This window comes from Rhodococcus sp. Leaf247, assembly GCF_001426185.1.
In the GTDB taxonomy this organism is placed as follows: Bacteria; Actinomycetota; Actinomycetes; order Mycobacteriales; family Mycobacteriaceae; genus Rhodococcoides.
Genome location: NZ_LMRP01000004.1, coordinates 1 through 13,330, shown reverse-complemented (window position 1 = coordinate 13,330; position 13,330 = coordinate 1). Strand labels below are relative to the sequence as shown.

General features: G+C 62.5%; 8 protein-coding genes and 1 pseudogene. 4 read left to right on the top strand and 5 right to left on the bottom strand.

The window, feature by feature from the left end; genetic code table 11:
• Positions 1–117: 117 nt before the first annotated feature.
• From ASG64_RS18065 to ASG64_RS18050, 4 genes are all read right to left on the bottom strand, one after another.
• Positions 118–1,101: an ornithine cyclodeaminase family protein gene (locus ASG64_RS18065; RefSeq protein ID WP_056075231.1), complete on the bottom strand. Its 984-nt coding sequence runs from the start codon at positions 1,099–1,101 to the stop codon at positions 118–120.
• A gap of 3 nt (positions 1,102–1,104) precedes the next feature.
• Positions 1,105–2,025, bottom strand: coding sequence for an ABC transporter substrate-binding protein (locus ASG64_RS18060; RefSeq protein WP_056075229.1), 921 nt, complete (start codon positions 2,023–2,025; stop codon positions 1,105–1,107).
• Between the two features lie 42 nt (positions 2,026–2,067).
• The gene (locus ASG64_RS18055; RefSeq protein WP_235579612.1) at positions 2,068–3,507 is read right to left on the bottom strand and encodes an MFS transporter; all 1,440 of its coding nucleotides are present in this window, start codon (positions 3,505–3,507) and stop codon (positions 2,068–2,070) included.
• Positions 3,508–3,692: 185 nt separating this feature from the next.
• Positions 3,693–4,307 (bottom strand): GntR family transcriptional regulator, encoded by a 615-nt coding sequence (locus ASG64_RS18050; protein ID WP_042576598.1) that lies wholly within the window; start codon positions 4,305–4,307, stop codon positions 3,693–3,695.
• Between the two features lie 200 nt (positions 4,308–4,507).
• On the opposite strand from ASG64_RS18050, the gene ASG64_RS18045 reads away from it, so the two are divergent.
• From ASG64_RS18045 to ASG64_RS18035, 3 genes are all read left to right on the top strand, one after another.
• Positions 4,508–5,536 carry an LLM class flavin-dependent oxidoreductase gene (locus tag ASG64_RS18045; RefSeq protein ID WP_056075226.1) on the top strand — a complete coding sequence of 343 codons (1,029 nt, stop codon included), beginning with the start codon at positions 4,508–4,510 and terminating at the stop codon, positions 5,534–5,536.
• A 948-nt stretch (positions 5,537–6,484) separates the two neighbouring features.
• Positions 6,485–7,084 (top strand): hypothetical protein, encoded by a 600-nt coding sequence (locus ASG64_RS18040; protein WP_056075223.1) that lies wholly within the window; start codon positions 6,485–6,487, stop codon positions 7,082–7,084.
• A 276-nt stretch (positions 7,085–7,360) separates the two neighbouring features.
• Positions 7,361–11,941 carry a hypothetical protein gene (locus ASG64_RS18035; RefSeq protein WP_200933496.1) on the top strand — a complete coding sequence of 1,527 codons (4,581 nt, stop codon included), beginning with the start codon at positions 7,361–7,363 and terminating at the stop codon, positions 11,939–11,941.
• On the opposite strand, the pseudogene ASG64_RS22325 reads toward ASG64_RS18035, so the two are convergent.
• Positions 11,864–12,064, bottom strand: a pseudogene (locus tag ASG64_RS22325) (hypothetical protein); the annotation flags it as partial. The gene ASG64_RS18035 and the pseudogene ASG64_RS22325 overlap by 78 nt on opposite strands.
• Here ASG64_RS22325 and ASG64_RS21665 point away from each other — a divergent pair.
• Positions 12,061–12,333 (top strand): hypothetical protein, encoded by a 273-nt coding sequence (locus tag ASG64_RS21665; protein WP_156388410.1) that lies wholly within the window; start codon positions 12,061–12,063, stop codon positions 12,331–12,333. The pseudogene ASG64_RS22325 and the gene ASG64_RS21665 overlap by 4 nt on opposite strands.
• Positions 12,334–13,330 lie beyond the last annotated feature (997 nt).

The window sequence follows — 13,330 nt, the reverse complement described above, 5'->3', positions numbered from 1 at the left end:
CTGCCTCCGAAGTCCGGTGACGTTCTTCGTGGTGTGTCGACTGCGGCGAGCAGTACTCGAGCACGGGCGTCGAATCGGTGTTCCGTGCACGGGCGGCTTACGTGTGTCGAGGGCTTCTCACGCGCTGAGGTCGACCTCCATCCCGAGTCCGCGTTCGCGAGCTGCGGTGATGACGAGGTGGGCGACGGCGAGGTCTTCCGCTCCGATTCCGGTGGAGTCGAACAGTGTGATCTGCTCGTCCGATGACCGACCGATTCTCCGGCCGGTGATGACGTCACCGATTTCAGTGCTCAGGTCGTCTTCGGTCACCGCCCCCTCGGCGAGCGCCAGCACAGCGTCCCCGGACTTCGACAGCGCAGTGCTTCGACTGTCCACGACGACCCGCGACCGCGCCATGGCCTCCCCGTCCACTTCACGCTCGTTCGGGCGTGGCGCTGCACCGACCACGTTCAGATGCGTTCCGGTGGTGAGCCATTCGCCGCGCAGGATCGGCTGTACCGACGGGGTGAGAGTGCAGACGATGTCGGCGCAGCGGGCGATCTCTTCCACCGACGTTGCCGACCGCACCGGGAGATCGTCACCCTCGAGGGCCGTACGGAACGTCTCCACCGTGCTCTCAGATCTGGACCACACCAGGACACTGGTCACGTCCCGCACAGTGCGGATCGCGCGGACATGCTCGACCGCGAGCGCGCCGGCGCCGACGACACCCAGCACAGCCGGCCCCGGCCGTGCCAGGTACCGGGTGGCGACTGCACTGGCGGCTGCGGTCCTGATGGCAGTGATCGCACGTCCGTCCAACAGAGCGACGCATTCTCCGGTGCGAGTCGAGGTGACCAGCATCGTCGACCGCTGACGAGGAAGTCCGCGCGCACGGTTCGCGGGTGCGTCGCAGAGCACCTTGGCCACCGCCAGTTCCGCGACACCGGACTGGGCCACCATGGGGATGATGCAGGCGTCGTCCGTTCCGTTCATCGACGGCGGAACCGGGTTCTGGGCGCTGCCCTGACTCAATTCCACGAACATCCGCTCGACTGCTTCCAGGACGGTCGTGCGGTCCAGCAGCGCAGAGATCTCCGAGTGACGCAGTACCAGTGTCATCGTTCAGCCGACCGTCGTCAGTTCCGCAGCGTCGACGATGCGCGAGGTGACCAGGTCCTCGAACGCGGGGGCACGACCGACCATCTTCTCCTCGTGGAGGATGCGCATCCAGCGGTCGCTCGCAGCACCGTCGATGCGCACCGTGTCCCAGGTGCGGGACTGCTGAATCCTGGTGCAGGCGGCGGACAGAGTGGACAGCGGCATCGTGGGCCAGTGCTCGGCGAGCAAGGGTTCGAGTTCACTGACCGGAGTCGCCTTGACCGTTGCCATCGCAGCGTCCAAGGCGGATGTGAACGCGACCAACCGGTCCTGCAGTTCGTCGACACGATCGGTGCGGCAGTAGTACACACTGTTCGGGCCGAGCCCGCCGACGTCCGCGTACTCGACGACGATGTGTCCGGTGTGGCGGTCCGACATCGACTGAGCGGTCGTGATGTCGAGAATGATCGCGTCACCCAGTCCGTCCTCGAACAGTTCGACGAACATCGGCGTGGAGAGGTCGCGGAGGAACGTGGTGGCGGCGGAGTCGATTCCCGCTTCCCGCATCATTCCCGCGGTGATCGCATACGGCGCGCTACCACCGATTCCCGGCGCCAACACGGTCTTTCCGGTCAGCATCGACCAGTCGAATCCTTCCGGTGTCGACTCTCGCATGACGAGCGCCTTGGGGAACTGGTGATTGAGCTGCGCGAACACGGTGAGCTGACGAGATGTACCCCAATACATTCCGGGAACCCACAATCCGCCGAGCGCGATGTCCGCAGCACCGCTGTCGAGATCGTCGAGCACGCCGGTCCACGGGTCACACGCCTTCGCGTGCACCGACAGACCGCGCTCGGCGAACATGCCGGCGTGATCGGCGTAGTACTCGGGAAGGTAGTTCAGCCCGTGCGCGGTGGCGGAGACGAACAGTGACTCGGTCATGATGGATGTTGCCTTTCTGTTGTGGTGCACTGTGTTCGAGTGTCAGGCTGCGACGAGTTCCTTCTCGTTCACTTCCTCGAGGGACTGTCCGAACGTCTCGGGTCCGAACCGGGCGACGACGACCAGGAGGACGTACATGGCCGCGATCATGAAGAACACTCCGGCCACTCCCGCGCGGTCGAAGAAGAAGAGAGCTGCGAACGGCATGACAGCGCCGGCTACATTGCCGATTCCGTTGACGATGGACGTGCCCATTCCGCGGATCGAGGTGGGGAACAGCTCCGGCGTCCACACCGACAGCATGGTGTTGAGCATCATGGTGAAGAACTGGAAGACGGCACCGAGAACGAGGATGGTGGCCACACTGTTCGCGAGAGTCGCGAACGCGACCGCAGACACGCATCCGAGTACGGCCGCTGTCATGACAGTGGGTCGCCGCCGGACTCGACCGGCGAGATAGCACGCGGCACAGGCACCGAAGAGACTGCCGACGTTCATGATCATGGTGAACAGCAGAGAGTCCGTGAGCGAGTAGCCCCGCGAGACCAACAGGATGGGCATGAGGAACAGAAGGGTGACCTGGGCACCGAACGACATCCACGAGGCGGCTCCGACGGCCGCGGTGCGGCGCAGATTCTGCCCGCGGAACACCTCGGCGTACGACGTCGATGCGGTGGTGGGCAGGATGTCGGCATCGGTGACGAACTGCTTCGTCGGCCCCGGGTCGCGAAGCCCCGCGATCGAGCCGCTGGCCAGACGCGTCAGACTCCGATTGGCTTCGTCGACACGCCCTTTGGACAACAGGAACCGCGGCGATTCAGGAAGGTAACGCCGGAAGAACACCACCAGCAGCGCCGGCACGGCAAGGATGACATAGGTCCAGCGCCACGATGTGTCGTCGCCGCCGAGCACGCCTCCGAGCGGACCGAGCACGAGCATGAAGAAGCCGAACGATGCGATGTTGCCGATGCCTCCGGACGAGATGTTGAGAGTCGCCAGGAGGGACCCGCGGTGGCGGGTCGCGACCAGTTCGGCAAGAATCGCCAAGCCGACCGTGAACTCGCCGCCCAGACCGATGCCCACGATGAATCGGCTCGCGAGCAGCATCTCGTAGCTGACGGATGCGGCACTGATCAGTCCGCCGAGGGTGTAGACCAGAAGGTTCAGGCTGAGCGCCACGCGCCTGCCCCACCGGTCGGCGATGTAGCCACCGATGAGGCGGCCCACGAGCCCACCGATCACGGTGGCGGTGTTGATGAATGTCAACTGCGCGTTGCCGATTCCGAGAGAATCCTTGATGAGTGGGCCCATGGCGCCGGTGGAGTTCTGCTCGAGACTGTCGAAGAACAACCCCGCCATGAGCAGAAGGATGACGGCCCCCTGGACGCGGGTGAAACCGATGCGGTCGAGGGCGCTGGACAGCGCCGATGCCGGTACAGGATCGACGCCCGGTGGGATAGACGCCGGAGTGGATGTGGACATGGTGTGCTCCAGGGGACTGGACGGCACCGGGAACGGATGTCAGCCGGCGAGTCGCCTCTCCACGTGCTCCGAAACGACTGCCTACTTTGTATACAAATCATGTGTCATTCCGGTTGCTGACAGCTACGGACGTGTTAATCCCCTGATATACATCCTAGATAGTATACGAAACAGTGGTCGTCGACTCAGGTGCCGGTCTCGTCGCGCCGGAGATGCTCGTCCATGAGGAACCCCGCCTGGACGGGTGCGCCACCGAGGATGGCCGAGGCAAGCGCCGCGTGGTCGTGAACGGTGGCATCGGGATCGTCACCGAGACCCCACTCGACGCGCCGATTGACACCCGCCAACATCTCTCTGAGCTGGTCGTTTCCCGAGGCAATGGCGATGAGGTCGTGGAACGACCGGGCGCCGCTCCGGTCCGCGGGTGGTCCCCCGCCGCACTCCCGCGCCCGTTCGACGACGCGCGCCAGCTCGTCCGCCACCGAACCACCCCGGTTACGGGCAGCGAGCTGGGCGGCGAGAACTTCGAGCCCGTGCCGAACTTCGAGCAGCTCTCGATTGTCCTTGTGGAGAGTGGTCGACACCGTCGCACCGCGATACCGCACGGTGGTGACGAAACCTTCGGCTTCCAACTGCGCCAGAGCCTCTCGAACCGGCACGCGGGACACACCGAAACCCTTGGCGATGGTCTCCTCGACCAGCCTCTCCCCGCCGACACGGCGACCAGAGAGGATCTCCTCCCGCAAGTGTGCCGCGATCGTGTCGCCGGGTGACCTGTCATCCCCTCGATCCGCATCCACACGCGCAGTCTAGTTCTCCGCTTCCTCCTGTCCGGGACCGTGCCGATCAGCGATGGCACACCCGTCGACGGGCGGACAATGGTGTTCTCGTCATCGACACCTCGAGACTCGACGTGGCGCGGAACAGTTTCTCGGTCGAGATGGTTGACTTGTAAACTAACCAAGGGTCGACGTCGTGGCCCCGACCGAGAGGCTCAGCAATGCATGTAGGTGTGGACAGCTTCGTATCCTCCGTGACCGACCCGACCGACGGACGCGTGATCGGCGCTGCCGAGCGAATGGAGCATCTGCTCGAGGAGATCACCCTCGCCGACCGGGTGGGTCTTTACTCGTTCGGGATCGGCGAGCACCACCGCAGCGAGTACTACGATTCTGCTCCGTCGATCATCCTGGCGGCCGCGGCAGCTCGCACGGAACGAATCCGGCTGGGCAGTGCGGTCAAGGTACTCAGTGCGGACGATCCGGTGCGAGTCTTCCAGGAATTCGCCACCCTGGATCTGATCTCGAAGGGGCGGACGGATCTGGTCGTGGGCCGCGGCTCGTTCACCGAGTCGTTCCCCCTGTTCGGTCTGGACCTGGCCGACTACGACTCGCTGTTCATCGAGAAGCTCGAGCTGCTACTGCAGATCCGGGACAACGTCGAGGTGACCTGGTCCGGCAAGCACCGGCCGGCGCTGACGCGGCAGAGCATCTATCCGCGTCCCATGCAGGATCCTCTGCCGATCTGGGTGGGTGTCGGCGGCAGTCCCGAATCATTCGCTCGCGCAGGTCTGTTGGGGTTGCCGCTGATGATTGCGATCATCGGCGGTGAGCCGCGCCAGTTCGCGCCGCTCGTCGATCTGTACCGCCGCGCGGGTGCGCAGGCAGGTCATGCGCCGGAGAAGTTGAAGGTGGGCCTGCACGTGTTCGGGTTCGTCGCGGAGAGCACGCAGGCGGCGGCGGACACCATCTACCCCGGGTGGAACGAGATGTTCACGAAGATCTCGCGGGAGCGAGGATTCGCGCGACCGACCCGAGCGCAATTCGATGCCACGTCCGGACCGAACGGTGCCTTTTTCATGGGTGACCCGCAGACGGTGGCCGACAAGATCGCGCGAGTGGGCGAACAGCTCGGCGGTGTGGATCGATTGTCTCTGCAGATGACCAACCCCCGCTTGGCTCACAGTGATCTGCTCCGCGGCATCGAGCTGCTGGGAACGGAGGTCGCACCGCTGGTGGCCGATCTCTGACCGTGGGCTCGGTCACGACGAGCTAGCGGACCTGCGGCCGGCTCTGCGGAATTGCTCGGGCGCGTTCGACCTCGATTCCCAGCCGACGTAGATTTCGTGGAACTTCGCCCGCCGTCCAAGTTCGGACGGCGGGCGTTGGCGCTGGATTGCATTGTGCCCCGCACGGAGAAGATTCGATTCACAGTCGCCGATCCCTCGACCGGTAGGGCGACCGGCCGGGCCGGCCTTATCTGAGGTGCCGGGTGAAGAATCGGTCTGCCTCGTCACTGGCGTATTCGGGGACGCCGGTGTGCCTACCCATATCGGCGTGCAACGTTCGGTGGTGGTCCACAGTGCGGTGATGAGCTCGTCGCCCCCGGTCGAGATCGGAGTTCGACGGTGTAGATGTACGGCAGGCGTTCCCACGATGCACAGCAACTCCCACTCCGCCCAGGGGACGATGTCGCGTCCGAGTTCTCGATGTAGCGGACGGTGGCACCCCAGGCGTCGCAGTAGGCGCGAGCAGCCTGCACCGCAGGTCTATCGGACCCGGTACAGACAGCTTTGCAGCCGCCTGAGCAGGCACATGCGCCGTTCGATATTGCCGAGAGGACCCGACACCGTGAGTTTCGAGTTCACAGTCATGAATAAGTAGTGAGTGGTACCGAAACCAGAAGAGCCCCTGACCAGCATACCGCTGATCAGGGGCCCTTTTTGGTGCGCCCACAGGGACTCGAACCCCGGACCCAGTGACTATGCCCGGCCAAACCTAGGAACCCGAGTGGAACCACGAAAGTCCACCTGACCAGCGCGGATTAAGAGTCGAATGACCACACGGGACCATCACGGTGCAGGTGGGATCAGAATGAAAGTCATGAATAAGTCGTGAGTGGCTACCGCGGTGTTGAGTGACGACGCAGGCGCTCGTAAGTGGCCCACCGACAACCACTGCCGTGCTAAAACCTAGCCATGAAACGCAGTATTGTTGCGCTGCCGATCTCGGCATCGATGCTGGGACTGGTCCTCTCGTGCGGATCCCCGGCGCCCACTGTCGATCCACCCGCCCAGACGTTCGATCAGCCCACCAGCCAACCGCCAACCATCAAGACCGGTGCGCCAACGAACTCGCGCGGAGCGATCGAGAAGGAATGGCTGGAGTTGGCGGGTGCGGGCTGCGACGTACCCTCCGACTGTGACGTGCTCTTCTCGATCGACGCACCGCAATCTGCAACGGAGTGTCTCGCGCAACTACCGCCTGAGAACGGGACCTTGCTGGCGTTCCCCAGCATTCTGCAAACGGGCACCAAATTCGACCCCGCGACATACGGTGCATTCCTGCGAGCATTCGACTTCAAAACTATCGACGCATCTGGCTACACCGTCGCGGGACTTTCAACGGACGCGTCCATCAATTGCGCGGAGTCCGACACGATCCCGGCCAACCTGGCCAAGAACTCCAAGTACAGCGGCTTCGTGGTCCTTGATGTGCCGGCCAACGCCGTGACCTTGACCTACGACCCGTTCGGTGACGGTGGCTGGGAGTGGAAGCTGAACGGCGGGATCATCTGACACTCGCACCGTCCGACCCAATGTCAGCACCGACCACTCATCCTCAACGACGAACTTCGCGCGCATCCCCTGGAAACTAGTTTCAGGCCTTTCCGTAAACCCATACCAAACAGATTTTGACGATCACCACGTCAATCAACGTGCGTACACGGTGCAGACACAAACTGGCAGCAACCGGCGGATCAGCAGTGAACCGGTTCCCTGAAGCTAAGTCCGCCATGATGATGCAACTGCGTGGTGGCCGCGAATGTCGTTGGGCAGCACTACACTGTTGACGTGACCGGCACCTCTCAACCCTCCCGGCCCAACGGGGGCATCGAGGAATCCGGGCAGTCGAGCAAAGCGTCGTATTCCACGCCTCAGCACCCGAAACGGACCCGCATGCTAGGCGCCAGTGGTGGCGTGGCAGACAAGCTGGGTAACAAGTACGAGTTGGGCTGGGCCATTCGTCACGCATTGCTCTGCATCCGGGATGAGCGCCGCAGTCTTGTTCTCGAAGAGATCGACCCTGATCTGGCTTGCGGCTCGGAATTCACCTACATCAACGAACACGGTGTGACCTCGGTGACCCAGGTGAAGCGCCAGAACAACATCACCGATCACTGGACCATCGCAGCCCTTAGAAGCCTTGGAGTCTTGGCGGCAGCTGCCCATCACGTAGCCGCGGGCCGTGAATTCCACTTCAGCTCGATGACGCCGAGCGGGGCACTTCGCGTCATGGCTGACCTGTCGCGACAATCGGAGAACGTACAGCAATTCGTTGCGCATCAGCTCACGAGCAAAACGAGGCCAGTCTTCGATGAGCTCACCGCTCCGAACGTCTTCGAAAGCGCAGACAGGGCTTGGCAGACCCTGCGCGGAATGTACATCGAGATCGAAGTCGAAGAGCACCTATGCATCACAAACTCGACGCTCGCCGATCTGATTCTGGAAGGCGCGACCGGCGATCTCACAGCGGTCGCCATAGGTGCGGTACTGCTTGACAACCTGCGCAGGCGGATGACGCAACGCGAATTGCTCGACGCTCTTGCCCGCGACGGCATCACACCGCGCGGAGCCCAGGCCACGCTGACGTCCCATGAGCAGGTGGCGACAGCTACCCAAAGCTGGCGCGGCACGATCGAGCGCGAACTGCTCACGCCGACGATCGAGAGGCAGGAAGCTGCGACTCTCATCGACCTGATGACTACTACCCGGCTTGCGCTTGTCGTCGGGGCCGGCGGCGGTGGGAAGAGTTCGGTATTATATCAGGCTGCGCGCAAGTTGGAGGCACGGGACGCAGAGGTCTTGGCGTTCCGGCTCGACCGCCGTGGCGCCTTCGGTTCGACAATGGAACTGGGCGTCCAGTTGGGCCTCTCAATCTCGCCCGTTGCGGCGTTGCGCCAGGCAGCGGATGGCCGCGACGCCTTCCTGATTATCGACCAACTCGATGCCGTATCCCTTGCTTCCGGGCGCCTTTCGGAGCGCTATGACGTCATTGCTGATCTGATCCAAGAAGCAACCGCAGTTGAAGGTGTGCGCGTCATCCTGGCCTGCCGACAGTTCGACGTCGAGAACGACCACCGCATCCGCAAACTCGACGCGCGGAACGACGTCGAGCGACTCACCGTCGAGCCACTATCAGGCGAAGCCACAGCGCACGCTGTCGCAGCCATGGGTCTCGATCCCGGCCTTCTAACCGTTACGCAACGTGCGCTCCTCCGGTCACCGATGAACCTCGTCTTGTTGGAGACAATCGCCGATCAGCCGGGTGCTCTGAATTTTACCTCTCGAGGATCGCTCTTCGAGGCTTTCTGGTTGCGCAAAGAACAGACCTCGGAGGAGCGGCGACCTGGAACGTTGTTCAACGACGTGCTGGCGCGAATCGCCAATAACGCGAGCGAAAACCAGACGCTGTCCGTCCCCGTCGATATCCTTGGTCCCGGTGACTTCATCAAACACGCGCGAGTTCTGGCCTCCGAACAGGTCATCGCAATTGATGACGATCGAGTCTCCTTCTTCCACGAGACGTTTTTCGACTTCACATTCGCTCGGCAGTGGCTGTCGAGACAGCAATCAATGGTCGACTTTCTCTGCGCCCAAGAGCAGGAACTGTTCCGGCGCGCGCAGGTCCGGCAGATCCTTGAGCTCCTCCGGGAGCGAGATCCCAATCGGTTCCGAACCGAAGTCGAGGCTGTGCTGAACAACGAAAACGTCCGTTTCCACATCAAGGAGACGGTCGCTGCGGTCTTCGCCAACATCGGTGCTCCGACAGTCGAGGACGTCGACCTTGCACTGCGCCTGACCGTCGGGGAATCTACACTCACGAATCGGCTGTTGTTGCAGCTCGCACGGCCTGCCTGGTTCGGCCCCTTCGATTCCCAGGGTCACATCGAAAGCTGGCTCGACAGCGACAACGCAGAATTACGCAACAGAAGTGTCAATTGGATGGGCAACGCCGGCGCCGAGCACGGCGACAGGGTTGCGGAGCTTCTGCAGAAGCGGCACAGGTCACCCGACTACGTGGCATGGCTTCGCTCGGTGACCTGGCGCGTCGAACTGCACCAACACCGGCGGTTGTTCGAGTTATTTCTGAAGGCAGTCCGCGCCGGCGACATCGACCCAGCCGATCAGAACGTCTGGTACTCAGTACACGATCTTGTAAATCACAAGCCACCTTGGGCAGTTGAGATGCTAAAGGCGTGCTTGGCAGACAGTCCGTGTGCACTTGCCCTCGGCGACGACGGCAAAGTAGCCCTCCTCGGCATGCAGGAATACGGTGTGACGGAAATGATCAAGGCAGCGTGCAAAGCGGAGCCGCAAGCTTTCGCCGAAGCGTTCGTGCCGCACCTGCTGATGGTAATGGAGGCCACCGCCGACGACCGACACGAACAAGAACTATTTCGTGATCGACACTTCTGCATGAGACTCCCAATGGAGCCGGGGTACGGCGACGTCGATGACGCGTTGTTCAACGGCGCGGCGGACGCGTTGGGACAGTGGGCGCAAGTGTCACCGGACACCGTCGAGTCGATGCTGCAACTCCTGGCCGCGAGCGAATACGACGCCGCGCAGTCAGTGTTGTACCGAGCCCTGGTTACGGGGGCCGAGAATTTCGCCCCGTGGGCGGCTGAGCTGGTCCTGCAAGGCGGCAACCGCCTGAAAGCAGGCTACATATCCGATGTCCACTGGCTTGCGCGCGAGGTAGTTGAGGCCATCGCGCCGATCGTCAGCGACGAGGTCCACCTGCTACTCGAGGAGCTTTTTCGAGACCTCCCCGCGACATACATATCTTCCGACCTCCACCACAGGCTCCGGTCGTACGGTTACACGGCCTTCGAGTTCCTATCGGCGCTCGACCGCAGCCGTTTATCACCGTTGGGACTGCGACGGTTACAGGAGTACCAGCGCAAGTTCGACCGTGATTCGCCCGAGCCACCGACCGGCATCATCTCCTACGTGGTGGGGCCGCCGATTAGTAGCCCATCCACAGGCAAGATGAGCAACGCGCAGTGGCTTCAGGCCATGGCAAAGCACGACCATGACGACCGTGACTTCGGTAGCGAGACGGGCGGTGCTCGTGAATTGGCGCAGCAGCTCGAAATGCTGACGGCTGAGGATCCTCGTCGATTCGCTGGATTGGCAATGCAGTTGACGCCGGATATCAACGAGGCCTACCCCAGCGCGATCCTAGGAGGCTTCGGAGAGGCTTCCATTCCAGACGAAGCACTGCCCGCCTTATTCGACGCCATCCGTCACGTTATGAACCTCGGACACGACAACTGTGACCGCTGGCTTGGCTGGGCGGTCCGCCAAGTCTTGGACGAGACACCTCTGGACATTGTCGAGCTGGTCCTCGATCGGGCGCTGCACGCGTCCAACCCCGTCGACAACTCACCAATCTTCGTACGCCAGGACGACCACAAACCCGGACGTGACCTGCACAGAAACGGAATCAACACTTCGCGAGGAACCTTGGCCGAGTCCCTCGGCGACCTCTTGGTTCACGACCCTGATGGCGCCCGCACGGAACTTGTGGCTCCGCATCTCGCCAAACTAGCGAACGATCCGGTGCTGAGTGTCCGCGCCTGTGTCGCCCACACCATCGCCGCTTGTTTGCGAAATGCGCGGTCGGCGGCCTACGCAGCCTTTGAACGTCTCATCGACGCCAACGATCTCCTGCTCGCCTCGGACAGGTTGGACGTCTTGATGATCTATATTGGCAACGCCAATCCCGAAGTGATTGACCCAGTCATCGGTCGCATGCTCAGCTCACCGGATGCCGAGGTTCGCAAGGCAGGCGGGCGCATGGCGGCATACGGCGCTTCGCAATGGGGGCGTCCCGCGCTCATGGAGCGAGCCCTGGCGGGCGATGTCGATGTTCGAAGGGGATTGGCTGAGATCTGCGCCGCGAGGGTTGACATGTCCGCCGATTCAGAACTTGTGTTGTCCACTTTGCGCCAGTTGATGCACGACGAGGACGATGACGTCCGCAAATTGGTCGGCACTCTTGCTGGTTATCTGCGTGGGGCGAGTTTGCGCCCCTATGCCGACGTCCTATCTGATTTGATCGTCTCGCCGAGCTACATACACGCGACGCCGCAGCTGTTCATCACGCTGCAGCATGCACCGGACAGGGTCGACGATCTAGCTGACCTTGCTGCACATCAATTTCTGAACGTCCACGGCGAAGACGCCGCCAACTTTACGACTGGTGCTGCCGGCGATGCCCACTACATCTCAGACCTGGTGATCCGCGGGTTGGCGCAAACGCGCACTCAGGAACGCGTCAAAGCGCTACTAGATATCCTTGATCGGATGCTCGCACTCGGCGTCTACGGAGTAGACCGAGCAATTGATGAAGCCGTTCGCAAATAGACCTGAACTGGTGGTAAAAGGCAGGCGCAAGGCGTCGTCGGACCTGTCGAGCTCGTTCAGCTCGCTCGCAAACTGCACGATGCACCGACGAAGCCTGCCGCCGGTGATCCAGAGGTCGAGTGCTTGTCGGTAATACCGCTCGGCGGGGCCTGCTGCCCATCCGCATCGAGGGCGTTCGCCAGCTCGAACAGGGCAGGACCGTGAGCGGGGTAGGTCTGTGCGAGATCGGTGAACTCCGCGACGGTCGGCGCCAAATTCTCGCGGTCGCGGTCGCGGTCGCGGTCGCGGGCGGCGTGCAGCGCGTCCGTCGCGAGTCGTCGTCTGTAACCCGCTCCGCGCGGGGACACGTGATCACCAAAGTCGCGGCGATCGAGTCGCTGCGCGCCGACTGAGCACGACGCGTGACCCCGTAACCGAGACAGGCTGCAGCCCGTCGTGGAGAGCGGGCCGATGGCCAAACCGTGGTGGAGCGCCACAGCTACACGACTCTTATAACGACCGTCTATTGGAACCGGTACAGACTCGAGCGCGAGGCTCTGACCAGCAGCTACGCGTCGCAATTGTCCGGCCGAGGGGCCTGAAACCGCCGGTCTGGAGTTGAAAGTCATGAACAAGTAGTGAGTGGCACCGGAACCAGAAGAGCCCCTGACCAGCATAACTGCTGATCAGGGGCCCTTTGTGGTGCGCCCACAGGGACTCGAACCCCGGACCCAGTGACTATGCCCGCCGAAGACAAGGAATCCCGTTGGAACCACGAAGGTCCACCTGACCAGCGCGGATTAAGAGTCACATGACCACACGGGACCACCGCAGTTCATGTGAGACCGGAACGAAAGTCATGAATAAGTGATGAGTGGCTGTTCGAGTGTCTAGTCATGCGTTCGCCGCGTCTGATCGTGGGCGGACGACGCCTGTCGACACTGCCTCCCGCTGGCGTCGATGACGTCGGTGGTCCAGGACGGACCCACCCGACGTTGTGCGAGGCTTCGCGAGCCGTGACCCATTTGCTGCAAGGAGCGCGACACGCTTCCCGGATTGACTCTTTGCGGGACCAGACGCAAAACGCACCGCGACGCCGTTGTCGGCGAGCGATCCAAGCCCGATTGACGTGCACGGAGTTGGAGTGATTCGTTCACGTTGCGTGGGAACGGAGCTCGCAACGAAACGGACCATCCAGGCGTGACGGTCATGTGGAGGCATCAAGTTTGCAGCTGTCCGGTGCAAACCGCGCGCAGGCGGCAAGTGCACGTATATGATCAAATATTACAATACAACTGATGGGTGGACATGGTGGCACAGGCATTGAAGCTGGGATACAAGGCATCGGCCGAGCAGTTCGGCCCCCGCGAGCTCGTGGAGATCGCCGTTCTCGCGGAGTCGTCCGGCATG